Origin of the sequence: Streptomyces sp. NPDC096136 (assembly GCF_044763325.1) — a bacterium.
Lineage (GTDB): Bacteria > Actinomycetota > Actinomycetes > Streptomycetales > Streptomycetaceae > Streptomyces.
Map to the genome: position 1 here is coordinate 160,759 of NZ_JBIWFZ010000009.1, position 24,512 is coordinate 185,270.

Annotated in this window: 22 protein-coding genes; 10 read left to right on the top strand and 12 right to left on the bottom strand. The window is 71.9% G+C overall.

All coding sequences use genetic code 11. The features are described 5' to 3' along the window. Positions 1-40: 40 nt before the first annotated feature. On the bottom strand, positions 41-1,354 hold the full coding sequence (locus tag ACIRBY_RS20545; protein WP_403902207.1) for an MFS transporter: 1,314 nt from the start codon (positions 1,352-1,354) through the stop codon (positions 41-43). Between the two features lie 71 nt (positions 1,355-1,425). On the opposite strand from ACIRBY_RS20545, the gene ACIRBY_RS20550 reads away from it, so the two are divergent. From ACIRBY_RS20550 to era, 3 genes are all read left to right on the top strand, one after another. Next, positions 1,426-2,448 (top strand): GlxA family transcriptional regulator, encoded by a 1,023-nt coding sequence (locus ACIRBY_RS20550; RefSeq protein ID WP_403902208.1) that lies wholly within the window; start codon positions 1,426-1,428, stop codon positions 2,446-2,448. A 60-nt stretch (positions 2,449-2,508) separates the two neighbouring features. Next, positions 2,509-3,723 (top strand): beta-xylosidase, encoded by a 1,215-nt coding sequence (locus ACIRBY_RS20555; protein WP_403902209.1) that lies wholly within the window; start codon positions 2,509-2,511, stop codon positions 3,721-3,723. A gap of 228 nt (positions 3,724-3,951) precedes the next feature. Continuing rightward, positions 3,952-4,902: a GTPase Era gene (gene era, locus ACIRBY_RS20560; protein WP_079426822.1), complete on the top strand. Its 951-nt coding sequence runs from the start codon at positions 3,952-3,954 to the stop codon at positions 4,900-4,902. A 21-nt stretch (positions 4,903-4,923) separates the two neighbouring features. Here the strand turns inward: era and ACIRBY_RS20565 are convergent, their stop codons facing one another. From ACIRBY_RS20565 to ACIRBY_RS20575, 3 genes are all read right to left on the bottom strand, one after another. Further along, complete coding sequence (locus tag ACIRBY_RS20565) at positions 4,924-5,604, bottom strand: SAM-dependent methyltransferase (protein ID WP_403902211.1); 681 nt, start codon at positions 5,602-5,604, stop codon at positions 4,924-4,926. Positions 5,605-5,823: 219 nt separating this feature from the next. Then, the gene (locus tag ACIRBY_RS20570) at positions 5,824-6,096 is read right to left on the bottom strand and encodes a protealysin inhibitor emfourin (protein WP_403902212.1); all 273 of its coding nucleotides are present in this window, start codon (positions 6,094-6,096) and stop codon (positions 5,824-5,826) included. 39 nt (positions 6,097-6,135) lie between these two features. Next, entirely contained in the window at positions 6,136-7,215 is a 1,080-nt protein-coding gene (locus tag ACIRBY_RS20575; protein ID WP_403902213.1) for a M4 family metallopeptidase, read from the bottom strand. 364 nt (positions 7,216-7,579) lie between these two features. Here ACIRBY_RS20575 and leuA point away from each other — a divergent pair, with 364 nt between their 5' ends. From leuA to ACIRBY_RS20600, 5 genes are all read left to right on the top strand, one after another. Further along, positions 7,580-9,343: a 2-isopropylmalate synthase gene (gene leuA / locus ACIRBY_RS20580; protein WP_403902214.1), complete on the top strand. Its 1,764-nt coding sequence runs from the start codon at positions 7,580-7,582 to the stop codon at positions 9,341-9,343. Positions 9,344-9,559: 216 nt separating this feature from the next. Beyond that, a complete protein-coding gene (locus ACIRBY_RS20585; protein WP_403902216.1) occupies positions 9,560-10,255 on the top strand; it encodes a TerB family tellurite resistance protein in 696 nt (231 codons plus the stop codon). Positions 10,256-10,811: 556 nt separating this feature from the next. Further along, a complete protein-coding gene (locus ACIRBY_RS20590; protein ID WP_403902218.1) occupies positions 10,812-12,356 on the top strand; it encodes a nucleobase:cation symporter-2 family protein in 1,545 nt (514 codons plus the stop codon). A gap of 99 nt (positions 12,357-12,455) precedes the next feature. Beyond that, positions 12,456-13,202: a DNA repair protein RecO gene (gene recO / locus ACIRBY_RS20595; RefSeq protein ID WP_403902219.1), complete on the top strand. Its 747-nt coding sequence runs from the start codon at positions 12,456-12,458 to the stop codon at positions 13,200-13,202. 23 nt (positions 13,203-13,225) lie between these two features. Next, entirely contained in the window at positions 13,226-14,047 is an 822-nt protein-coding gene (locus ACIRBY_RS20600) for an isoprenyl transferase (RefSeq protein ID WP_403902221.1), read from the top strand. Between the two features lie 104 nt (positions 14,048-14,151). On the opposite strand, the gene ACIRBY_RS20605 is transcribed toward ACIRBY_RS20600, so the two are convergent. The 4 genes from ACIRBY_RS20605 to ACIRBY_RS20620 are packed head-to-tail and all read right to left on the bottom strand — an operon-like array spanning position 14,152 to position 17,290. Continuing rightward, positions 14,152-14,580, bottom strand: coding sequence for a Fur family transcriptional regulator (locus ACIRBY_RS20605; protein WP_150519707.1), 429 nt, complete (start codon positions 14,578-14,580; stop codon positions 14,152-14,154). Positions 14,581-14,631: 51 nt separating this feature from the next. Further along, entirely contained in the window at positions 14,632-15,498 is an 867-nt protein-coding gene (locus ACIRBY_RS20610) for a metal ABC transporter permease (RefSeq protein ID WP_403902222.1), read from the bottom strand. Continuing rightward, the gene (locus tag ACIRBY_RS20615) at positions 15,498-16,292 is read right to left on the bottom strand and encodes a metal ABC transporter ATP-binding protein (protein WP_403902223.1); all 795 of its coding nucleotides are present in this window, start codon (positions 16,290-16,292) and stop codon (positions 15,498-15,500) included. Before ACIRBY_RS20615 ends, ACIRBY_RS20610 begins: the two co-directional genes overlap by 1 nt. A 26-nt stretch (positions 16,293-16,318) precedes the next feature. Then, the gene (locus tag ACIRBY_RS20620) at positions 16,319-17,290 is read right to left on the bottom strand and encodes a metal ABC transporter substrate-binding protein (RefSeq protein WP_403902224.1); all 972 of its coding nucleotides are present in this window, start codon (positions 17,288-17,290) and stop codon (positions 16,319-16,321) included. Between the two features lie 155 nt (positions 17,291-17,445). Between ACIRBY_RS20620 and ACIRBY_RS20625 the strand changes: the two genes are divergently transcribed. Beyond that, positions 17,446-18,828, top strand: a complete 1,383-nt coding sequence (locus ACIRBY_RS20625) for a glycine--tRNA ligase (RefSeq protein WP_403902225.1) — start codon at positions 17,446-17,448, stop codon at positions 18,826-18,828. Between the two features lie 73 nt (positions 18,829-18,901). On the opposite strand, the gene ACIRBY_RS20630 is transcribed toward ACIRBY_RS20625, so the two are convergent. The 4 genes from ACIRBY_RS20630 to ACIRBY_RS20645 all read right to left on the bottom strand — a co-directional run bounded on the left by ACIRBY_RS20630 (position 18,902) and on the right by ACIRBY_RS20645 (position 23,085). Then, complete coding sequence (locus ACIRBY_RS20630) at positions 18,902-19,690, bottom strand: VC0807 family protein (protein WP_403902227.1); 789 nt, start codon at positions 19,688-19,690, stop codon at positions 18,902-18,904. Between the two features lie 82 nt (positions 19,691-19,772). Beyond that, a complete protein-coding gene (locus ACIRBY_RS20635) occupies positions 19,773-20,366 on the bottom strand; it encodes a TetR family transcriptional regulator (protein ID WP_403902228.1) in 594 nt (197 codons plus the stop codon). Between the two features lie 21 nt (positions 20,367-20,387). Further along, entirely contained in the window at positions 20,388-21,455 is a 1,068-nt protein-coding gene (locus tag ACIRBY_RS20640; RefSeq protein ID WP_403902230.1) for an aldo/keto reductase, read from the bottom strand. A 106-nt stretch (positions 21,456-21,561) separates the two neighbouring features. Further along, positions 21,562-23,085, bottom strand: coding sequence for an MFS transporter (locus ACIRBY_RS20645; RefSeq protein WP_403902231.1), 1,524 nt, complete (start codon positions 23,083-23,085; stop codon positions 21,562-21,564). Positions 23,086-23,136: 51 nt separating this feature from the next. Here ACIRBY_RS20645 and dusB point away from each other — a divergent pair, with 51 nt between their 5' ends. After that, positions 23,137-24,279 carry a tRNA dihydrouridine synthase DusB gene (gene dusB / locus ACIRBY_RS20650; RefSeq protein ID WP_390689089.1) on the top strand — a complete coding sequence of 381 codons (1,143 nt, stop codon included), beginning with the start codon at positions 23,137-23,139 and terminating at the stop codon, positions 24,277-24,279. Positions 24,280-24,512 lie beyond the last annotated feature (233 nt).

Sequence of the window (24,512 nt, forward strand, 5' to 3'; positions counted from 1 at the left end):
ACCCGGCGGCTCCGCGCGGAACCGCCGTCCCCGGCCGGGCTCAGGCCGCGGCCGGGACGGCGGCGCCCCGCTCCGGGCGGCGCCGGATCACCATCGCCATCAGCGCCGCCACCGCGCACAGCGCGCCCGAGGCGTACCAGACCAGGTCGTACGAGCCGAGCGCGTCCCGGGCCACTCCGCCGAGGAACGCCACCACCGCCGCGCCCACCTGGTGCGATGCCAGCACCCAGCCGAAGACGATCGCGCCGTCCTGCCCGTAGTGCTCCCGGCACAGGGCGATGGTCGGCGGGACCGTCGCGACCCAGTCCAGTCCGTAGAAGACGATGAAGAACACCATCGGCGGGTGCACGGCGGGTGCCAGCAGCACCGGCAGGAACAGCAGGGACACCCCGCGCAGGGCGTAGTACACCGCCAGCAGGCGGCGCGGCTCGAACCGGTCGGTGAACCAGCCGGAGGCGATGGTGCCGAGCACGTCGAACACGCCGATCACCGCGAGCAGTCCGGCGGCGGCCGTCACCGGCATGCCGTGGTCGTGCGCGGCCGGTGCGAAGTGGGTGCGGACCAGTCCGTTCGTCGAGGCCCCGCAGATCGCGAAGGTGCCCGCCAGCAGCCAGAACGGTCCGGTCCGGGCCGCCCGGAAGAGCACGGTCACCGCCCGCCGGGCCGCCCCTCGGACCGGCGCGGGCTTGGGCTCGTAGGCGCCCCCGTACGGGGCGAGGCCGACGTCCGCCGGGTGGTCGCGCAGCAGCAGCCACACGAACGGGACGACGGACAGGGCCGCCAGCGCCACGGTGACCGAGGCCGGGCGCCAGCCGTGGCGCTCCACCAGCCAGGACAGCAGCGGCAGGAAGATCAGCTGTCCCGAGGCGCCCGCGGCCGTCAGGACGCCCGTGACGAGTCCGCGCCGGGCGGTGAACCAGCGGTTGGTCACCGTCGCCGCGAAGGCCAGCGCCATGGAGCCGCTGCCCGTGCCCACCAGCACGCCCCAGAACAGCACCAGCTGCCAGGACGCGGTCATCCACACGGTGGCCAGCGAGCCGCCGGCGATGACGGTCAGGGCCACCGCGACGACCTTCCGGATGCCGAAACGATCCATCAGGGCGGCGGCGAAGGGCGCGGTGAGCCCGTAGAGCGCCAGGTTGACGGAGACCGCGAAGCCGATGCTGCCGCGCGACCAGGCGAACTCCTCGTGCAGCGGCTCGATGAGCAGTCCGGGGAGGGAGGCGAAGGCGGCGGCGCCGATGATCGTCACGAAGGCGACGGCCGCGGCGAACCAGGCCCGGTGGATGCGGCCGGGCTCGCGGGGCGCGCGGGAGGCGGCCCGGGGGCTGGAGGGGGGTGCTGTCTGCGTCACCCGGACAGCTTCCGGTCGGCGGGGCATCCTACGACAGTGGCCTGACCGACACCCTTCGATACGATCGGGCCATGGCCACCGTCGCGAAGCCGCACCGTGTCGTCGTCCTCGCCCTCGCCGGGCTGCTGCCCTTCGAACTCGGCATCCCGCACCGGATCTTCGGCGGGGCCAAGGACTCCGCCGGGCGGCACCTGTACGAGATCCTGACCTGCGCGCTCGCCCCCGGACCGGTGCGGACGGAGGCCGACTTCGCGGTCCACGTCGAGCACGGCCCCGAGCTGCTCGCCACCGCCGACACCGTGGTGGTGCCCGCCTCCTGGGAGCTGGGGCCGGTCTACGAGGAGGGCCGGCTGACCGGTGAGCTGGTGGCGGCCCTCGCCCACATCCGGCCCGGGACCCGGCTGGTCTCCATCTGCACGGGCGGCTACCTCCTGGCCGCCGCGGGATACCTGGACGGGCGCCCCGCCACCACCCACTGGGCCCTGGCCGAGCACTTCCAGGCGCTCTTCCCGGCCGTACGGGTCGACGCGGGCGTCCTCTACACCGATGACGGCGACGTGCTGACCTCCGCCGGGGTCGCCGCCGGCATCGACCTGTGCCTGCACATCGTGCGCCGAGACCACGGCGCGGCCGTCGCGAACGAGACCGCCCGCCGGACCGTCGTGCCGCCCCACCGGGACGGCGGGCAGGCACAGTTCGTCGACCGGCCCGTGCCCGAGCCGCAGCAGGCCAGCACCACGGCCGCGCGGGCCTGGGTGCTGGACCGGCTGCACGAGCCGCTGCGGCTGAGCGACCTGGCCCGGCAGGAGGCCGTGTCGGTGCGGACCTTCACGCGCCGCTTCCGCCAGGAGTCGGGGGTCAGTCCGGGGGAGTGGATCACCGCCCAGCGGGTGGAGCGGGCGCGGCGGCTGCTGGAGCGGACGGAGCTGTCGATGGAGGAGGTCGCCCGCGAGACGGGCTTCGGGACGGCGCAGTCGCTGCGCAAGCACGTCCAGGCGGCGCTGGGGGTGAGCCCGACGGCCTACCGGCGGACGTTCCGGGCGGAGCGCACGGATTCTGATGCTCCGTCAGATTCCGGGCGTCCCGTGCATTGACTTCTCCCGGAGCCCGGCCGTGAATGGCCTTCTGTCGGGGCGGCGGGAGGGGGCCGGGCGGTGCGAAGAGGCGCGCGCGGGAGGAGCTGGGCGGCGGCCGCGGGCCTCGCCGTCCTCGCGGCCGCAGCCGCGGCCGGGACGCCGGCGGCGGCCGACGGGGCGGCGCCCGCCGGGCGGGTGGAGTTCCCCACCCGCTGCCTGCCGTCCGCCGAGGGGACGACCGCGGCCCGTATCGAGGTCGACGACCCGGCCCCGGCGGTCGGCGACACCGTCACGGTGACCTACCGGCTGGACCGGACCCCGTCCGCGCCCCCTCCGGAGGCCGGGCTCCCCGCCGTGCTCCCTGCGCAGGGCGGGCTGCCGGCCGCGACCGGGCGGATCCTGCTGGGCGGGGCCCAGGCCGGGGAGGTGCCGGTGGCCGCGGTGGCGGGGGCGCCCGGTGCGGTCATGAGCGGGAGTTTCACCGTCACCGAGCCCGGTGGGATCACCCTCGCCCCGGGCGGCTACACCCTGCCGGGTGCCGCCTGCGCGGCGGCCGGGGCGCCGGCGCCGGTCGCGCGGCGGATCGTCGCCGTCCGTCGGCCGGTGATGAACCTGCGGGGCGTCGCCCTCGCCGCCGCGTACGGGGAGCCGGGCGCCCGGGTCCGGGTCACCGGGGCCGGATTCACCCCGGGCGCGGCCGTGACGGTCGCGGGGCGCGCGGGCACCGCCGGGACGGCCGACCGGGTGGCGGCCACGGCGGACGCGTTCGGGGCCTTCGGCGCGGAGCTGGCGGTGGGGGACCGCAGGACGACGGGGGTCGTGGCGTACGAGGGCCCCTCCTGGACGGCGGCGCGGGGCTCGGACCCGGCGGCGTACGCGGTCGTCGAGGCGGCCGCCCCGGCGGCGGGCTCCCTGACGATGACGCAGGCCGGGGCGGCGGTCGCGCTGGGCGCGGTCGGGTTCGGCGGCGGGGGCGCGGCCGCCGGGCGGATCGGGACGGTGACGGTGACGGACACCCGGGGCGCGGGTGCGGGGCGGTGGACCCTGCGCGGGAGGCTGACGGGGTTCGAGGGGGCGGACGGGGTCCCGGTGCCGGGGGCTCCGCCGGCGTGGACCCCCTCGTGCGGGGGCGGGTGCGAGGCCGGTCCCTCCGGTGCGGTGGGGCCGGACGGCGCGGTGCTGGCCTCCGGGACGGGCGGGACGTTCACGGTCGACGCGACGCTCGTCCTCCGGGTGCCCCCGTACACCCCGCCGGGCGCGTACCGGGCGGCCCTGACCCTGACCCTGTCGTAGCCGGGGGTCGCCGGGGCCCTGCGCGGGCTGGAACCGCCGCGCGGCGCCGCCGTCCGGCCCCGCCGGCGGTCGAGGCGCGCGGGTCCGGGGGGGCGGAGCCCCTGGAGCACCTCCCGTCGGTGGCCGGGGGAGGAGCGGCGGAAGGGCGGGGCGGGGAGGCGGCTCCGCGCGGCGGTCCGGGACCCCGCCGGGGCGGGCTGGTCGGCGGGCCGGGCGGCATCGGGGAGAATGGCCCGTATGAGCGATCGTTCCCCCGAGCCCACCGCCCCGCACCGCGCGGGCTTCGCCTGCTTCGTCGGCCGCCCCAACGCGGGCAAGTCGACCCTGACCAACGCGCTGGTGGGCACCAAGGTCGCGATCACCTCGAACCGGCCCCAGACCACCCGCCACACCGTCCGCGGCATCGTGCACCGCCCCGACGCCCAGCTGGTGCTGGTGGACACCCCCGGCCTGCACAAGCCGCGCACCCTGCTCGGCGAGCGGCTCAACGACGTCGTGCGCACCACCTGGGCCGAGGTCGACGTCATCGGTTTCTGCCTGCCCGCCGACCAGAAGCTCGGCCCCGGTGACAAGTTCATCGCCAAGGAGCTCGCGGGGATCAAGAAGACCCCCAAGATCGCCATCGTCACCAAGACCGACCTGGTCGAGTCCAAGCAGCTGGCCGAGCAGCTCATCGCGATCCAGCAGCTCGGCGCCGAGCTCGGCATCGAATGGGCCGAGATCGTCCCCGTGTCGGCGGTCGGCGACAACCAGGTCCAGCTGCTGGCCGACCTGATCGCCCCGATGCTGCCGGAGAGCCCCCCGCTCTACCCGGAGGGCGACCTCACCGACGAGCCCGAGATGGTCATGGTGGCGGAGCTGATCCGCGAGGCCGCGCTGGAGGGCGTCCGCGACGAGCTCCCGCACTCCATCGCCGTCGTGGTCGAGGAGATGATCCCGCGCGAGAACCGCCCGGCGGACCGGCCGCTGCTCGACATCCACGCCAACGTCTACATCGAGCGGCCCAGCCAGAAGGGCATCATCATCGGCCCCAAGGGCTCCCGCCTGAAGGAGGTCGGCATGAAGTCGCGCAAGCACATCGAGGCGCTGCTCGGCACGCCGGTCTTCCTCGACCTGCACGTGAAGGTCGCCAAGGACTGGCAGCGGGACCCCAAGCAGCTGCGCAAGCTGGGCTTCTGACCCCGGGCCCGCCGCCTCCCGTCAGGCCAGGCGGCGGACCTTGAGGGTGTTGTCGTAGCCGTGCCCGGGCCGGTCGGCCTCCGCGCCGACCCGCTCGTGCTCGGCGCAGACCAGCACCTCCCAGCCGTCCCCGGGCAGGTCCAGGCCGGCCAGCACCTCCTCGGGGGTGGGGAAGTGCAGGTCCGGGTGCGGGTCCTCGGCGCCCGGCGCCGGGCCGCCGTGCCCGGCGACCAGCAGGACCCCGCCGGGGGCGACGGCCCCTGCGGCGGTGCGCAGGATGCGCTCGCGGGGCATCTCGCCCGGGCTGTGCAGGAAGCAGGCCGCGACCAGGTCGAACTCCCCGGCGGGGAAGGACTCCCCGAGGTCGTGGCGCTCGAAGGCGATCCGGTCGGCCACGCCCGCCTCGGCCGCGTGCCCGACCGCCCGTTCCAGGGCCACGGGCGAGATGTCGGTGCCGGTCACCCGCCAGCCCCGCCCGGCCAGCCACACCGCGTCGGCCCCTTCGCCGCAGCCGAGGTCCAGGGCCCGGCCGGGGGTGAGCTCCCCGGCCTCCCGGACCAGGACGGAATTGGGCCGGCCGCTCCAGATCCGCTCGCTCTCGCGGTAGCGGGAGTCCCAGAACTCCTGGCCGGCCGCGTCACCGCGGTGGCCCCGCCCGTGGTCGTGGCCGTCGTGGTCGTGGTGGGGGGAGGGGGTGGGCACGCGGTCTCCTCGGTGGGCGCCTGTACGGACACCGCCGATGCTGCGTCCCCCGCCGCGACCGGGGCAACGTTTCTTGCCGTTCCCGCAAAAAGCCGCTGGGTCGCTTTCCCGGCCCGAACGGAGGGGCTGTTTTCGGCCATCCGTGCGAAGGTGTCGGGCCCCTCCGGCTCCTGCCGCCCCTCCGGCCCCTCCCGTCGCCGGCCGACGGCCCCCGGCCGGCTAGGCGCCCTCCTTCAGCACCCGTGTGATCAGGCTGCGCTGGGCGTCGGAGAGGTGGGGGTCGTGGCAGGACACCGTCCGCCCGTCCACCGTGATGCGGTACGAGAACCCGTCCCTGACCCCGCCCGGCCCCTCGGCGGCCCGGGGGTCGGGCCGCAGAGCCAGCTGGGCCAGCGCCTGCCACTCCTGCTCGTCGGGCCGGCCCGAGGTGTCCACCTCGGCCCGGCGCTCGATCCCCGCGAATCCGCCCGTCCGTACCACTTCGATCTTCATGGTCCCCCTTCTACCCGGACGGGCCCCGTCCTGTCCCGGCTATCCCAGGCCGACGGTCGACCACGCCTTCTGGAGGGCCTGGTGCTCGGCGCCGCCCTCCCCGTACCGGGCGACGGCCGCCGCCACCGACAGCCGGGCGAAGTCCTTGAAGTCCGCCCGCGCGCCCAGCTGCCCGCCGGTCAGGGTGTCGTACCAGATCTGCCCGGCCCGCTCCCAGGCCTTGCCGCCCAGTTCGGTCGCCGCGATGTAGAAGGCGTGGTTGGGGATGCCGGAGTTGATGTGGACGCCCCCGTTGTCGCGCGAGGTGGTCACGTAGCCGTCCATCGTGGCCGGCTGCGGGTCCTTGCCGAGCTCGTCGTCGTCGTACGCGGTCCCCGGCGCCTTCATCGAGCGCAGGGCGACCCCGGTGACGTTCGGGCCCAGGAGCCCGGCCCCGATCAGCCAGTCCGCCTGGTCGGCGGTCTGGCCGAGCGAGTACTGCTTGATCAGCGAGCCGAAGACGTCCGACATCGATTCGTTGAGGGCGCCGGACTGGCCGTGGTAGTCGAGGTTGGCCGTGTACTGGGTGACCCCGTGGGTCAGCTCGTGTCCGATCACGTCCACCGACACCGTGAAGTCGAGGAACAGGTCCCCGTCCCCGTCGCCGAAGACCATCTGCCGGCCGTCCCAGAAGGCGTTGTTGTAGTCCTCGCCGTAGTGCACGCTCGCGTCCAGCGGCAGGCCGGAGCCGTCGATCGAGCGCCGGCCGAAGCCCTTGAGGTAGAGCTCGTACGTCGCCCCGAGCCCGGCGTACGCGCGGTTGACGGTGGCGTCCTTGGACGTGTCGGCCCCCTCCGCGCGCACCTTCTTCCCCGGCAGCCGGGTGTGGTGCTGGGCGTCGTAGACCGTGCGGCGCGGCCCGTCCGCGGCGGGGGTGTCCGCGACGGCCGGGGCGATCCCCCGGACGGTGCTGATCCGGCGCCGGGTGCGCAGGAGGGCGTCGGTCTCCAGGGTGCGCTGCGCGGCGTCGGCCCGGGCGGAGTCGGCGGAGCGGGCGGCCTTGTCCAGCAGGTGCGGCGGCACCACGGTGCAGAAGACCGGGTGGTGGGGGGCGTGTCCGTGCGAAAGGAAGGCATCCATGCCGGAAATGTGGCAGTGGGTGATGTCGGTGTCACTAGCAGCGAGCATGATTCATTCGGTTGTCTCAAAGGCGACGCGCCGTGTTGACGGATCCACCGGACCTTGCCGGATGAAAGGAGTCCTGGGCCACAAAGGGTGTAAATCGGACGCCCCGGTCTTGCATACTGAAACAGGTCCTCGCGACACGGCGCGGCTCGGTTAGGCTCGGCCCATCATGCGTTTCGGGCTGCTTCTCCTTAGCTGCCGCGGCGAGGGTCTGTAGTCGTAGGCCGGCCCCCTCCCCGCGGAGTTTGGTGTTGCGGTTTTCACTACCGCCGTCGGCCGTTCAGCGAACTACACGCGGACACGCGAGGAGCCCAACGCCATGAGCCAGCAGCCTTTTGTCGGTCGCCCCACGCCCATCACCAACGCGACCCACACCCAGAAGTCCTCCGGGATGCCCATCCACAAGTACGGCCGGTACGAGCAGGTGGACATCCCCGACCGCACCTGGCCGGACGCACGCGTCACCAAGGCTCCGCGCTGGCTGTCCACCGACCTGCGCGACGGCAACCAGTCGCTGATCGACCCGATGACCCCCGCCCGCAAGCGCGAGATGTTCGACCTGCTGGTGCGCATGGGCTACAAGGAGATCGAGGTCGGCTTCCCCTCCTCCGGCGAGACCGACTTCGCCTTCGTGCGCTCCATCATCGAAGAGGGCGCGATCCCGGACGACGTCACCATCTCCGTACTGACCCAGGCCCGCGAGGACCTGATCGAGCGGACCGTGGAGTCGCTGGTCGGTGCCAAGCGCGCCACCGTGCACCTGTACAACGCGACCGCCCCGACGTTCCGCCGGGTCGTCTTCCGCGGCTCCAAGGAGCAGATCAAGCAGATCGCCGTCGACGGCACCCGCCTGGTCATGGAGTACGCCGACAAGCTGCTGGGCCCCGAGACCGCCTTCGGCTACCAGTACAGCCCCGAGATCTTCACCGACACCGAGCTGGACTTCGCCCTGGAGGTCTGCGAGGCCGTCTGCGACGTCTGGCAGCCGGGCGAGGGCCGCGAGATCATCCTGAACCTGCCCGCCACCGTGGAGCGCTCGACGCCCTCCACCCACGCGGACCGCTTCGAGTGGATGGCCCGCAACCTGACCCGCCGCGAGCACGTCTGCATCTCCGTGCACCCGCACAACGACCGCGGCACCGCCGTCGCCGCCGCCGAGCTGGCCCTGATGGCCGGCGCCGACCGCATCGAGGGCTGCCTGTTCGGGCAGGGCGAGCGCACCGGCAACGTCGACCTGATCACCCTGGGCATGAACCTGTTCTCCCAGGGCATCGACCCGCAGATCGACTTCTCGCAGATCGACGAGATCCGCCGCACGAGCGAGTACTGCAACCAGATGGAGGTCCACCCGCGCCACCCCTACGCGGGCGACCTGGTCTACACCGCCTTCTCCGGCTCCCACCAGGACGCCATCAAGAAGGGCTTCGACGCCATGGAGGCCGACGCGGCCGCCCGCGGCAAGACGGTCGACGAGATCGAGTGGGCCGTCCCCTACCTGCCGATCGACCCGAAGGACGTCGGCCGCTCCTACGAGGCGGTCATCCGGGTCAACTCGCAGTCCGGCAAGGGCGGCATCGCCTACGTCCTGAAGAACGACCACAAGCTGGACCTGCCGCGCCGCATGCAGATCGAGTTCTCGCGGATCATCCAGGCCAAGACCGACGCCGAGGGCGGCGAGGTCACGCCGAAGGCGATCTGGGAGGTCTTCTCGGACGAGTACCTGCCCAACCCCGAGAACCCGTGGGGCCGCATCCAGCTGCGCTCCGGATCGACCGCCACCGACAAGGACGGTACGGACACGCTGACCGTCGAGGCGGTCGTGGACGGCGTGGAGACGGTCCTGAACGGCACCGGCAACGGTCCGATCTCGGCCTTCTTCGACGCGCTGGCCGGCATCGGCGTGGACGCCCGTCTGCTGGACTACACCGAGCACACGATGAGCGAGGGGGCCTCCGCCGTGGCCGCCTCGTACATCGAGTGCGCGATCGACGGCCGGGTCCTGTGGGGCATCGGCATCGACGCCAACACCACCCGCGCCTCCCTGAAGGCGGTCATCTCCGCCGTCAACCGCGCGGGCCGCTGAACCACCCCCGACGCAGCCCCGCCCCTCCAGCCGGAGCGGCGGGGCTCCGCCGTACCCCGGGGGGCCGCCGCCAGGGGCCCGTCGGGCGGGGGCGCAGATCGGCCAAGTGGGCCCCCGGGCCCATGTTGTCCTGCCGCACGACTGACGCACACTCACCGATGTGGCTAACATCACGCCAACCCGGCGTCGTTGCCGGGGGAGTTACGGAGGTGCGACGTGCTGCCAGTTCGGGGTGGGGACGGCCGGAAGCTGACGTTCTGGGGCATCCGTACCATCTGGAACACCGTGGGCGACGGGGAGTTCTTCTGCCCCGGCTGCGGCGGTGACCGCAACTACCGCCGGCGCACCGGGCGCCGCCGGTTCACCGTGCTCGGCCTGCCGCTGCTGCCGCGCGGGGAGGCCGGACCCGTCGTCGAGTGCCAGGCCTGCCGGCAGCGCTTCGGCACCGAGGTGCTGGACCACCTCACCACCACCCGCTTCTCCTCGCTCCTGCGCGACGCGGTGCACACCGTCGCGCTGGCCGTGCTCGCCGCGGGCGGGACCTCCTCGCGCAGCGCCCTGGAGGCCGCCGTGTCGGCCGTACGCGGCGCCGGCTTCCCCGACTGCACCGAGGAGCAGCTGGAGTCCCTCGTCGAGGCCCTGGCGACCGACGAGGGCCGGCTGGGGCTGTACGACGGGCCCGAGTGCTGCGGGGCGGCGCTATCGATCGAGCTCCACGAGGCGCTGGAACCGCTCGCCGCCCACCTGGCCGGACCCGGTCGCGAATCGATCCTGCTGCAGGGCGCGCGGATCGCCCTCGCGGACGGGCCCTACATCCCGGCCGAGCGCGAGGTGCTCGCCACCGTGGGCGCGGCGCTGCGGATGGGCTCGGAAGAGGTGGCCGGGCTGCTGTCGGCGGTGCGCGCCCCATAAGGGATCTTCCGTACGTCGATCCGGGTCCGGCGGAGGTTTTCCGCCGGACCCGGACGTCTTTTCCGGGAGGAATCCCGGCATGTGGGCGTCCGGGAGATAACGATTGGGCCGTACCGGCCGGAAACGGAGCCCCCCGGCACCCCGGCAGGCGGGGGAGTCCCCAATTCCGTACACAATTTCCGCATTCCGGACGGCCGGAACTGCACCCTCTGATTTGCGTGGCCGAAGGCTTGTGGGCCCGGTAATCCCCTGTCAGGGCCGGGAACTTCGCAGGTGCGCAGGGGGAACGGCAGGGCGGGCGGGCCGCTTCCCATACTCCTGCGGGCGTCCTGCCGCCATTGGGGGAAGCTCCAAAGCGGGCGTCCGTGAACGTCAACACTTTGTCGAAGTCTCCGATACCTGTGAGCACTTCCACAGGCGTTCAATTCCGGTCACACGACGAATTCCGCGTGTTCCGACTGACAACCCCGGCGGACCAACGGGTTAACGACCCACTCCGGCCAGGGGATAACCAGCTTCCTCTCACTTACCTACCTCCTTGAAGGGCAAGGCAGAGATGGCACGTGTCGCCGCCCGGCTTTCCGCAAGCGGAGAGCAGAGCTCGCACCCGGTCGACGAGGTGCTCCCCCTCCCCAAGCTCGCGCTGTACGGCTTCCAGCACGTACTCGCCTTCTACGCCGGCGCGGTGATCGTCCCGATCATCGTCGGCAGTGCGCTGAAGCTGAGCCCTGAACAGCTGGTCTACCTGATCAACGCGGACCTCTTCACCTGCGGTATCGCCTCGATCATCCAGGCCTTCGGCGTCGGCCGCGTCGGCGCCCGGCTCCCGCTGATCCAGGGCGTCACCTTCACCGCGGTCTCCCCGATGATCGCCATCGGCCTCGGCGCGGGCGGCGGAACGGCCGCCCTGCTGGTCATCTACGGCGCCGTCATCACCGCCGGCCTCGCGACCTTCGCCTTCGCCTGGCTGCCCGCCAAGGCCTTCCGCGCGGTCATGCGGCTGTTCCCGCCGGTGGTCACCGGCACCGTGATCACGGTCCTCGGCATCGTCCTGATCCCGGTGGGCCTCAAGGACGCCGCGGGCGGCGCCCCCACCGTGGCCGACGGCGGCGTCCCCACGCAGCTGGCCTACGCCGGCGGCACCATGCTCTTCATCCTCGTCCTGATGAAGTTCGGCGGGCCCTTCCTGCGCAGCATCGGCATCCTGCTCGGCCTGGTCGGCGGCACGGCCGTCGCGTTCCTGCTGGGCGACGCCAAGTTCGGCAACGTCGGCCAGTCCGACTGGATCGGCGTCACCACCCCCTTCCACTTCGGCGCCCCGAAGTTCGCATGGTTCCCGATCCTCCTCATGCTGATCGTCATGCTGATCACCATGGTCGAGACGACCGGTGACACCTACGCCGTCGGCGACATCGTCGGCAAGGACATCGACAGCGAGACCGTGGCCCGCGCCCTGCGGGCCGACGGCGCCGCCACCGCCCTCGGCGGCCTGCTGAACTCCTTCCCCTACGTCGCCTTCGCCGAGAACGTCGGCCTGGTGCGGATGACCAAGGTCAAGAGCCGCTTCGTGGTCGTGGCCGCCGGCGTCTTCATGATCGTGCTCGGTCTGATCCCCAAGGCCGCCGCGATCGTGGCCTCGGTCCCGCCGGGCGTGCTCGGCGGCGCCGCCACCGTGATGTTCGGCATGGTCGCCCTCGCCGGTATCCAGACCCTGGCCAAGGTGGACCTCAAGGAGGAGAAGAACGCCCTGATCGTCGGCGTCTCGCTGGCCTTCGCGCTCTTCCCCGCCACGGTCCCGGCCTACTTCGACAAGCACGTGAACGCGGACCTGTCCTCGCTCCTCAACAGCGGTGTGACCCTCGGTGCCACCGCCGCCATCGTCCTGAACCTGATCTTCAACGGCCTGGCCAAGGACGACGCCCACACGGCCGCCCCGGCCGAGGCCCTCGCCGAGGCACTGGCCGAGACCATGACCGGCCAGGCCGAGGTGCCCGCCCAGCCGGCCGCCGCCCCCGCGGCCGCCGAGAAGGGCTCCGCCAAGGGCGGGGCGGCCGGCGCCGCAGCCGCGGAGGCCGACGAGGCGGGGGCTGCCGCCGTCTGACAGCCGCCCCACCGAACCTCCCAAGGGGTGCCGCCCCCCGTCCGGAAGACCGCTCCGGACGGGGGCCGGTGCTGTCCGCGCACAGGGGACAATGGGCGCATGAGTCTGTTCCGCGACGACGGCATCGTGCTGCGCACCCAGAAGCTCGGCGAGGCGGACCGCATCATCACGCTGCTCACCCGCGGCCACGGCCGCGTCCGCGCCGTCGCCCGCGGAGTACGGCGCACGAAGTCCAAGTTCGGTGCCGGGCTGGAACCTTTCTCCCACGCCGACGTGCAGTTCTTCGCCCGGGGCAGCGAGCTGGTCGGCCGCAGCCTGCCCCTGTGCACCCAGACCGAGATCATCGCCCCGTACGGCAACGGCATCGTCACCGACTACGCCCGCTACACCGCCGGCACCGCCATGCTGGAGACCGCCGAGCGCTTCACCGAGAACGAGGGCGAGCCCGCAGTCCAGCAGTACCTGCTGCTGGTCGGCGCCCTGCGCACGCTCTCGCGCGGCGAACACGCACCGCACCTGATCCTCGACGCCTTCCTGCTGCGCTCCCTGGCCGTCAACGGCTACGCGCCCAGCTTCGAGGACTGCGCGAAATGCGGGATCCACGGCCCCAACCGGCACTTCTCCGTCGCCGCCGGCGGGGTCGTATGCGGCGACTGCCGGGTTCCCGGAAGCGTCGTACCATCTGCTGAGGCCATCGGGCTGCTCAGCGCCCTGCTGACGGGGGACTGGCCGACGGCCGACGCGGCCGAGCCGCGGCACGTGCGCGAGGGGAGCGGACTCGTCTCCGCCTATCTGCACTGGCATCTGGAACGCGGGCTGCGTTCCTTGCGTTACGTAGAGAAGTGACCGAGATCGGAGACCGAAGCGCCATGGCAGTACGCGGATTCCTGGGACTCTCCCGCCGCGAGTACACGATCCCCGAACCGCACCCGACCGGCGCCCGCCCGCCGAAGATCCCGGGCGAGCTGGTGCCGGAGCACGTCGCGATCGTGATGGACGGCAACGGCCGCTGGGCCAAGGAGCGGGGCCTGCCGCGCACCGAGGGCCACAAGGTCGGCGCCGAGCGGGTGCTGGACGTCCTCCAGGGCGCGATCGAGATGGGCGTCAAGAACATCTCCCTCTACGCCTTCTCCACCGAGAACTGGAAGCGCTCGCCCGACGAGGTGCGCTTCCTCATGAACTTCAACCGCGACTTCATCCGCAAGACCCGCGACCAGCTCGACGCGCTCGGCATCCGGGTGCGCTGGGTGGGCCGGATGCCCAAGCTGTGGAAGTCGGTGGCCAAGGAGCTCCAGATCGCCCAGGAGCAGACCAAGGGCAACGACAAGCTGACCCTGTACTTCTGCATGAACTACGGCGGCCGCGCCGAGATCGCCGACGCCGCCCAGGCCCTCGCCGAGGACGTGAAGGCCGGCCGGCTCGACCCGTCGAAGGTCACCGAGAAGACCCTCGCCAAGTACCTCTACTACCCGGACATGCCGGACGTGGACCTGTTCCTGCGGCCCAGCGGCGAGCAGCGCACGTCCAACTACCTGATCTGGCAGAGCGCCTACGCCGAGATGGTCTTCCAGGACGTGCTGTGGCCGGACTTCGACCGGATCCACCTGTGGGACGCCTGCCTGGAGTACGCCAAGCGCGACCGCCGCTTCGGCGGCGCGGTCCCGAACCAGACCGAGGGCTCCCAGGGCTGACCCGGGAAACGGCTCCGCCGCCGAGGCCCTGGGCCCGGCGGCGGAGGTCGTACGACATCGGCCGGATTCCGATCGGTGTTCGACCGGAATCCGGTGCTTCCGATCTAGCCGGCGGCCGCGCAGTCCGCGCAGGTGCCGAAGATCTCGACGGTGTGGGCCACGTTCACGTAGCCGTGCTCGGCCGCGATGGACTCCGCCCACTTCTCCACCGCCGGGCCCTCCACCTCGACCGCCTTGCCGCACTTGCGGCAGACCAGGTGGTGGTGGTGATCGCCGGTGGAGCAGCGGCGGTAGACGGATTCGCCGTCGCTGGTGCGCAGCACGTCCACCTCGCCGGCGTCCGCCAGGGACTGGAGGGTGCGGTACACGGTGGTCAGGCCCACGGAGTCGCCGCGGTGCTTGAGCATGTCGTGCAGCTCCTGGGCGCTGCGGAACTCGTCCACCTCGTCCAGCGCCGCCGCGACGGCTGCCCGCTGCCGGGTGGACCGTCCTCGTACTGGCGCGGTATTCGTCTCGCCAGGCGCAGTCGCCACCGGTTCCTCCTCGTTTCGGCCTCGCCTCATTGTGCCAGGCGGCCGGTCCTCCTAGACCTTCACGTCGTCCTGGGTGCAGAGCTCCTCGGCGGCGCGGACGGCCCTGGCGCGGCGCCTGGCCACGGGCGTGGACAGGGCCGTCGTGGCCACGAAGACGGCGATGGCGAGCAGCACGATCGTGGCACCGGACGGCGCGTCGATGTAGTACGTGGCAGCCGTACCGCCGAGCGAGACCACCACGCCGATGCCCATCGCCAGCGACAGGGTCGCGGCGAAGCCGCGGGTGACCCGCTGGGCGGCCGCGACGGGGATCACCATCATGGCGCTGACCAGCAGCAGGCCCACGATGCGCATGGCCACGGTGACCGTGACGGCGGCGGTGACGGCCATCAGGAGGTTCAGCGCCCGCACGGGCAGTCCGGTGACGCGGGCGAACTCCTCGTCCTGGCTGATCGCGAACAGCTGGCGGCGCAGGCCGACGGTGACGGCGAGGACGAAGGCGGCCAGGACCACCACCGCGGTGACGTCCTCGGGCGAGACGAAGCTGATCGAGCCGAAGAGGTAGCTGCTCAGGTTGGCGGTGGAGCCGCCCGGGGCCAGGTTGATGATCATGACGCCGCCGGCCAGGCCGCCGTAGAAGAGCATGGCGAGCGCGATGTCGCCGCTGGTCTTGCCGCGGGAGCGGATCAGCTCCATGCCGACGGCGCCGACGACCGCGACGAGGGTGGCCATCCAGATGGGGCTGGTGTTGAGCAGGAAGCCCAGGGCGACACCGGTCATGGCGACGTGGCCGATGCCGTCGCCCATGACCGCCTGGCGGCGCTGGACGAGGTACGTGCCGATCGCGGGCGCGGTGAGGCCCACCAGGGCGGCGGCGATCAGCGCCCGCTGCATGAAGGCTTGGTGCAGGATTTCCATCAGCTCAGCAGTCCCGTCCGCAGGGGCTCGGCGTCGTGCGCCGCGTGGGGGTGTACGTGGTCGTGGCCGGGGAGGGCGTGCTGCCCGACGGCCTCCGGCGGCGGGCCGTCGTGGACGACGCAGCCGTCGCGCAGGACGACGGCGCGGCCGATCAGGGGCTCCAGCGGGCCCAGTTCGTGGAGGACGAGCAGGACCGTGGTGCCGGCGGCGACCTGCTCGCGCAGGGCGTTCGCGAGGACCTCCTGGTTGGCCAGGTCCACGCCGGCCATCGGCTCGTCCATGATCAGCAGCTCGGGTTCGACGGCCAGCGCCCGGGCGATGAGCACGCGCTGGTGCTGTCCGCCGGAGAGGGCGTTGACCGAGGCGTCGGCGTGGGCGTCCATGTCGACGAGGGCCAGGGCCCGCTCGACGGCCGCCTTGTCGGCCTTGCGCAGGATCCCGAAGCGGGAGCGGGCGAGGCGGCCGGCGGAGACGACCTCCCGGACGGTGGCCGGGACGCCGCTGGCGGCGGTGGTGCGCTGGGGGACGTAGCCGATGCGCGACCACTGGCGGAAGCGCTTGAAGTCGGTGCCGAAGAGGCTCAGGCCGCCGCCGGTGAGCGGGACCTGGCCGACCACGGCGCGCACGGCCGTGGACTTGCCGGAGCCGTTGGCGCCGAGCAGGGCGACCACCTCGCCCCGGCGGACGGTGAGGTCGACCCCGCGCAGCACGGGCCGGGAGCCGAGCGAGGCCGTGGCCCCGCGCAGGGATATGACGGTCTGGTCATCGTCCGCCGGTCGGGGCGTTGACTGCATGGCTCGCGCCTCCGTTGCTGCTGTCATCACTTGGTTCCGAGGGCCTTCTGGAGGTTCTTCAGGTTGGAGCGCATGACCTCGAAGTAGTCGGCGCCCTGCGACTTCTCGGTGATCCCCTCGAGGGGGTCGAGGACGTCGGTCCGCAGCCCCGTGTCCCGGGCCAGGGTCTTGGCCGTCTTGTCGCTGGCCAGGGCCTCGAAGAAGACGGTGGTGACATTGTCCTTCTTCGCGACGGCCTGGAGGTCCTTCATCCGGGCCGGGCTGGGTTCGGCCTCGGGGTCGACTCCGGAGATGCCCTCCTGGTCGAGGCCGTAGCGCTCGGCGAGGTAGCCGAAAGCGGAATGGGTGGTGATGAAGGTCCTGGAGGCCGTGTTCCGCAGGCCCTCCTTGAACTCGGTGTCCAGCACGCCCAGTTCGGCCACGAGCCCGTCGGTGTTCCTGCGGTAGTCGGCCGCGTGGTCGGGGTCGGTCTTCTCCAGCGCGGCGCCGAAGCCCTTGGCGATCTCCGCGTACTTGACCGGGTCGAGCCAGACGTGGGGGTCCTCGCCGGCCTCCCCGTGGTCGTGGCCGTGGTCGTGCTCCCCGGCGGTGTGGTCGTGGTCCTCCGCGCCGGAGGTGCCGTGCACCTCGAGCCTGGTGAGGGAGGCCGCGTCGACGGTGTTCTTCACGCCGGACTGGGCTACGGCCTTGTCGACGGCGGGCTGGAGGCCCTTGAGGTAGAGGACGACGTCCGAGTCGCCCAGCTGGCCGGTCTGCCGCGGGGTGATGTCCAGGTCGTGCGGTTCGACGCCCGGCTTGGTCAGGGTGGTGACCTTCACGTGGTCCCCGCCGATCCGCTCGGCGAGGAACTGGAGGGGGTAGAACGACGCCGTGACGGCGAGCCTGCCGCCCTTGTCCGCGCCCGCCGCTCCCGCCCCGGAACAGGCGGTGAGGGCCGTCGCGGCGAGGGCGACGGCACCGGCGAGCGCGGCGGTGGGTATGAGGCGTCGTACGTTCATGACATCCATTTTCATCAAAGATGGAAACCGTTGTCAAAAGGCCGGGTGGAGGGGCCGGAGCGCATGCTGGAAGAGGGGTACCGACTTGAAGTGGAGGGTGCGGGCGCCGGTAACCTAAAGCCTTCGCCGTTCGTCCTCGTAATGAAGAGAGCACCGTGGCCGCCGACAAGATCGAAACCATCGTCAGCCTGAGCAAGCGCCGTGGCTTCGTTTTCCCTTGCAGTGACATCTACGGCGGCTCCAGGGCTGCCTGGGACTACGGTCCGCTGGGTGTCGAGCTCAAGGAGAACATCAAGCGCCAGTGGTGGAAGGCGATGGTCACCGGACGCGAGGACATCGTCGGCCTCGACTCCTCGGTGATCCTGGCCCCCGAGGTCTGGGTGGCCTCCGGCCACGTCGCGACCTTCTCGGACCCGCTGACCGAGTGCACCGCCTGCCACAAGCGTCACCGCGCGGACCACCTCGAAGAGGCCTACGAGGCCAAGCACGGCCGCCTCCCCGAGAACGGCCTCGCCGACATCAACTGCCCGCACTGCGGCGTGAAGGGCCAGTTCACCGAGCCGAAGCAGTTCTCCGGCATGCTGGAGACCCACCTCGGCCCGACCCAGGACACGGGCTCGAAGGCGTACCTGCGCCCCGAGACCGCCCAGGGCATCTTCACCAACTTCGCCCACGTCCAGACCACCTCGCGCCGCAAGCCCCCGTTCGGCATCGCGCAGATGGGCAAGTCCTTCCGCAACGAGATCACGCCGGGCAACTTCATCTTCCGCACGCGCGAGTTCGAGCAGATGGAGATGGAGTTCTTCGTCAAGCCGGGCGAGGACGAGCAGTGGCAGGAGTACTGGATGCAGGAGCGGTGGAACTGGTACCGCGGCCTGGGCATGCGCGAGGAGAACATGCGCTGGTACGAGCACCCGAAGGAGAAGCTGTCCCACTACTCGAAGCGCACCGCCGACATCGAGTACCGCTTCAACTTCGGTGGCAGTGAGTTCTCCGAGCTCGAGGGCGTCGCCAACCGCACGGACTACGACCTGAAGGCGCACTCCGCCGCCTCGGGCACCGACCTCACCTACTTCGACCAGGAGGCCGGCGAGCGCTACACCCCGTTCGTCATCGAGCCGGCGGCCGGTGTCAACCGCGCCATGCTCGCCTTCATGCTCGACGCGTACGTCGAGGACGAGGCCCCGAACGCCAAGGGCGTCATGGAGAAGCGCACCGTGATGCGCTTCGACCCGCGCCTGGCCCCGATCAAGGTCGCCGTCCTGCCGCTGTCCCGCAACCCGCAGCTGTCGCCGAAGGCCAAGGGCCTGGCCGCCGACCTGCGCAAGAACTGGAACATCGAGTTCGACGACGCGGGCGCCATCGGCCGCCGCTACCGCCGCCAGGACGAGATCGGTACGCCGTTCTGCGTCACCGTCGACTTCGACACCCTGGACGACAACGCGGTGACCGTGCGCGAGCGCGACACCATGAAGCAGGAGCGCGTCTCCCTGGACCAGATCCAGACCTACCTCGGCAGCCGTCTGCTGGGCTGCTAGTTCCCGCTCGAAGGCCGGTGGCCCGGTGCGCGATCCGCGCACCGGGCCACCGGCCTTTCCCCGTGTGCGGCGGTCAGGCCGCCGAGCTCTCGGCCTGCGCGGCCGCGGCCGCGGCGGCGGCGTTCGCGGCGGCGCGCCTCTCGCCCTCGGCCTTGGTCCGCTTGACGAAGCCGATCGTCCAGAGGGCCAGCCCGCCGAGCGTGCCGTAGATCATGAACGGGCTGATGGTCACCATGGTGGAGGTGTCCAGGACGTACGACAGGGCGATCCGGACCGCCGCCTCGATCAGGTAGACCACGCCCCAGACCAGGGTCATGCGGCGCTGGGCGTTGCGGAAGCCCTCGAACTGCCACAGGCCGTTGTAGTACGCCACGCCCTCCGGGGTGCCGTCCGTGCCGAACTTCCGGCCGAAGTAGAACATCAGCGGACGCGGCGCGAGCAGCGTGGCCAGGCACAGGAGCCCGAACAGCCCCGTGACGGCGGAGTCCTTGACGAGCAGGGCCCGCGTGGAGTTCGCGCCGATCAGGGACACGGCGGCGGTGATCGCCAGGAACACCAGCGTGACGATGGCGAACTCGTCCAGCTTGCGCCGCCAGGCCACCATGATGGCGGTGTCGAGCACCGGCCAGGCGCCGCTGACGAGCAGCGCCGAGGCCTCGCTCCAGCCGTGGTCGTCGACGAGGGTGTTGTAGGTGACGATCGGCGCCACGATGCTGAGCACGATGGTCAGGATCAAGCCGATGGCTGCGGCGCCGCCGGAGCGGGCGGGAGGTGAGGGCTGTGCTGATGCCGTGGACAAGGTTCCCCCTGGAACGTGCTTGAGTAGTGCGGTAAGGGGACCGTAAGGAACTGTCGATGGCATGTACAAGTCGACACGGCTCAAAATGATCGCCAAGCCGTCCGGAGCGCCTGATTCCGCCCAACGGGGCGTGGAACGGGCCGGTTCAGGCGCGCAGGCCCCGGATGACGAGCGCGACGACCGCCTCGAACTCCGTGATGATCGTGGGGGAGAGCCACTCCGCCACGTACTGGGGGTCATGGAACCGGCCGGTGGCGTCGAAGACGGCGCGCGCGGCGGCCGGTACGTCGGGCGCGGCCAGGGTGCCGGCGGTGACGCCCTCGGCGATGATCCGGGTCAGCTGGTCGATCAGCTCCGTCAGGTGGGCGTCGACCACCCCGCTGTTCTCGGTGAGCAGCACCGTGTACGTCGCGAACAGCTCCGGGTCGTCGCCCGCCTTGTGGCGCTTGGCCTCGAAGAGGGCCTCCAGCCAGGACTCCAGCTTGGAGGGGGCGGCCTCGCCCGGCGCCGAGGCGATCCCCTCCAGCATGACCACGCTCTTGGCGAGCCAGCGGTCCGTGACGGCCTCGCGCAGCGCCGCCTTCGAGGGGAAGTGCCGGTACACGCTGCCGTGGCTGACGCCCAGGGCGCGCGCCACGTCCACCACGGTCGCCTTGGTGGGGCCGAAGCGGCGCAGCACCTCCTCGGTGGTCTCGAGGATGCGCTCGGGGGTCAGGGGCTCGGCAGCAGCGGAGGGCATGGGTACGACCGTACCGCCAGCTCAGTGCTCGCTGTCGAGGTGGGCCATCTGCGCCGCCGGATACCGGTCCCCGGAAGCGGCCCCGGCGGGGACCGCGGCCTCGATGGCGGCCAGGTCGGCCTCGGTCAGCGCGACCTCCGCCGCACCGAGCGCCTCCGTCAGCCGGTCCCGGCGGCGGGCGCCCACCAGCGGCACGATGTCGACGCCGCGGCGCGGGCCCTGGGCGAGCACCCAGGCGATCGCGATCTGGGCGACGGTCACGCCCTTCTCCCCGGCGACCTTGCGCAGGGCCTCGACCAGGTCGAGGTTGTGGTCCAGGTTCCCGCCCTGGAAGCGGGGGCTCATCCCGCGGAAGTCGCCGGGCGCCAGCGCGCGGTCGCGGCTGAAGTGCCCGCTGATCAGGCCCCGGGACAGCACCCCGTACGCCGTCACGCCGATGCCGAGCTCCCGGGCGGTCGGCAGGATCCGGTCCTCGATGCCGCGCGAGATCAGCGAGTACTCGATCTGGAGGTCCGAGATCGGGGCGACCGCCGCGGCCCGGCGCAGGGTGTCCGCGCCGACCTCCGAGAGGCCGATGTGCCGGACGTGCCCCGCCTGCACGGCCTCGGCGATGGCTCCGACGGTCTCCTCGATGGGGACGTCCGGGTCCACGCGGGCGATCCGGTAGATGTCGATGTGGTCCCGGCCGAGCCGCTGGAGCGAGTAGGCCAGGAAGTTCTTCACGGCCTCAGGCCGCCCGTCGTACCCGGTGAACCCGCCCTCGACGGTCCGCAGGGCGCCGAACTTGACGCTGGTCAGGGCTTGCTCGCGGGCCGCGGTGGGAGCGGTGCGCAGGGCTTCGCCGATCAGCAGCTCGTTGTGGCCCATGCCGTAGAAGTCGCCGGTGTCCAGGAGCGTGTTCATGCCCGCGGGGGCGGCTTCCAGGAAGGCGTGGATCGTCGCCAGGGACTCGGCCCGGTCGGCCTCGCCGTAGAGGGCGGACATGCCCATGCAGCCCAGACCCAGGGGGAAGACGGACGGCCCGGTGGCTCCGAGCCGGCGGGCGGCGGCGGTGGAGGGGGACGCGGAGGTGTTCTCGTTCGTGGTCATGGAACGAGAATGGCATGACGAGTGACAGATTTCAATATCTGTCACTCGTGAGGCTGACAGGGCCGCCGGGTGGCGCATCGGGAGGACGGTCGTGGTGCCGCCGGGGTCAGCCCGCCGGGGCGGGCCCCGGAGCCGGGGGCATCCCGCCGTCCCTGCGGGGTCCGGGGGTCTGCCCCTGGGCCGGGGCGGCGGGGGAGGGCGGCGACGGTTCGAGCGCCCGGGCCGTCCGCAGCGCGGTGGCACGGGCCCACGGGCCGGTGGTGACGGCGCCCACGACGAGCACCAGGAACGCGCAGCCGGTGATGATCCACCAGGCGGGCCGGGCCGCCGTCGCGAAGTCCGCCCCGCCCGCCGTCCCGGCGGCCAGCACCGCTCCTATGACGGCCACGCCGAGCGCCCCGCCGGTCTGCCGGCTGGTGGAGGCCACCGCGGCCGCCACCCCCGCCTGGCTGCGCGGCATCCCGGACAGCGCCGTGTTGGTGATCGGCGCGTTGACCAGCCCGAAGCCGATGCCGAAGAGCACGTACCCGGTGAACATCAGCGGATTGGAGGCCTCCGCCGAGAACGCCGCGAACAGCAGCCCGCTCGCCCCCATGGCCACCCCGGACACCAGCAGCGACGGCCGGGGCCCGTGGTTGGCGACCAGCCGTCCCGAGACCGGCGCGCACAGGAAGGCGAAGGCGGCCATCGGCAGCATGTGCAGCCCCGCGTCCAGGGCGCTCAGCCCCCGCACCTCCTGGAGGTAGAGCGTGGTCAGGAAGAGGAACCCGGAGAGCGAGGCGAAGGTGCTCACCGCGATCACGGTCGCCCCGCTGAAGGGGGCGCTGCGGAAGAACCGGGGGTCGATCAGCGGGTCGGTCCGCCGGGACTCGTAGAACAGGAGCCCGCCCAGCGCCGCCGCCGCGCCCAGCGCGCACCCGAGGATCGGCGGCGAGCTCCAGCCCTGGGCCGGCGCCTCGATGATCGCGTACGTCATCCCGCCCAGCAGCACCACGACCAGCAGCTGCCCCACCGGATCCGGCCGGCGCGGACGCTCGGACCGGGACTCCGGTACGAAGCGCAGGGTCAGCGCCAGCGCGAGCAGCCCGACCGGCAGGTTGACCCAGAAGATGGACCGCCAGCCCACCGAGTCCACCAGCAGGCCGCCGATCAGCGGTCCGGCGGCCATGGAGATGCCGACCACCGCACCCCAGACGCCGATGGCCCGGGCGCGCTCCTTGGGGTCGGTGAAGGTGTTGGTGATGATCGACATGGCGACGGGGTTGAGCATCGCCCCGCCGACGGCCTGGACCATCCGGAAGGCGATGAGCCAGTGGAGGCCGGGCGCCAGGGAGCACAGCACCGATCCGGCCGTGAACAGCACCAGCCCCCACGCGAAGACCCTGCGCCGCCCGATCCGGTCCGCCGTGGACCCGGCCAGTATCAGCAGCGAGGCGATGACCAGCGTGTAGGCGTCGATGGTCCACTGCATCCCCGAGACCGAGGCGTCGAACTCGCGGCGCATCGCCGGCAGGGCCACGTTCAGGACGGTGTTGTCCAGGCTGACGATCAGCAGGCTCATGCAGCAGACCGCCAGGACGAGCAGGCGGCGCCGGCGGCCCGCCTGATCCACGCCACTCATGTGATGCATACCGCCGATCGTACGAATAAGTAGGGAGTGGCGCTGCGGGACAATGGGGGGATGACCACGCTTCCCGCCCCCCTCGCGATCGGCCCGCACACCGTGCAGCCCCCGGTGGTGCTCGCGCCGATGGCCGGCATCACCAACGCCCCCTTCCGGACCCTCTGCCGCGAGTTCTCGGGCGGCAAGGGGCTGTTCGTGAGCGAGATGATCACGACCCGCGCCCTGGTCGAGCGCAACGAGAAGACCATGCAGCTGATCCACTTCGACGCGACCGAAAAGCCGCGGTCGATTCAGCTGTACGGGGTGGACCCCGTGACGGTCGGCAAGGCGGTCCGCATGATCGTCGAGGAGGACCGCGCCGACCACATCGACCTCAACTTCGGCTGCCCGGTCCCCAAGGTGACCCGCAAGGGCGGCGGCTCCGCCCTGCCGTACAAGCGCCACCTGCTGCGCGCCATCCTCCGCGAGGCCGTGGCGGGCGCCGGCGACCTGCCGGTGACCATGAAGATGCGCAAGGGCATCGACGACGACCACCTCACCTACCTCGACGCCGGCCGGATCGCCGTCGAGGAGGGGGTGACCGCCATCGCCCTGCACGGCCGCACCACCGCCCAGCACTACGGCGGCACCGCCGACTGGGAGGCCATCGCCCGCCTCAAGGAGCACGTGCCGGAGATCCCGGTGCTCGGCAACGGCGACATCTGGTGCGCCGAGGACGCGCTGCGCATGGTCCGCGAGACCGGCTGCGACGGCGTGGTCGTGGGGCGCGGCTGCCTGGGCCGGCCCTGGCTCTTCAACGACCTGGTCGCGGCCTTCGAGGGCCGTCCCGAGGACTTCCACAAGCCGGTGCTGCGCGAGGTCAAGCGCACCATGCTGCGCCACGCGCAGCTGCTGGGGGAGTGGATCGGCGACGAGGCGCGCGGGGTGATCGACTTCCGTAAGCACGTGGCCTGGTACCTCAAGGGGTTCTCGGTCGGGTCCGAGATGCGCGGGAAGCTGGCGGTCGTCTCCTCCCTGGCCGAGCTGGACGCTCATCTGAGCGAGCTCGACCTGGACCAGGCGTGGCCCGAGAGCGCGGACGGACCGCGGGGCCGGACGTCCGGAAACAACCGGGTTGTCCTGCCGGACGGCTGGTTGAAGGATCCGTACGACTGCGCCGGTGTGAGCGAGGACGCCGAGCTGGACACGTCCGGAGGCTGACAAATCGCCCTGCGGGGCGCGTGATATACGCCACGCATGGGAGAGGTTTCGCTCAGATGAGCGCGTAAGTCACGGGTAAGACTTCCAAAGGGTGGCACTGGGTGCCACCCTTTGTGCGTTCAAGACTTGAACGCAAATGTATCGATGATCGCTCATCCGAGCGGGATCAAGCCTTTCTGGGCACCTCACCCTTCGGGATGTGAACGCTGTTTGTGCGTTCTCATTACCGACCG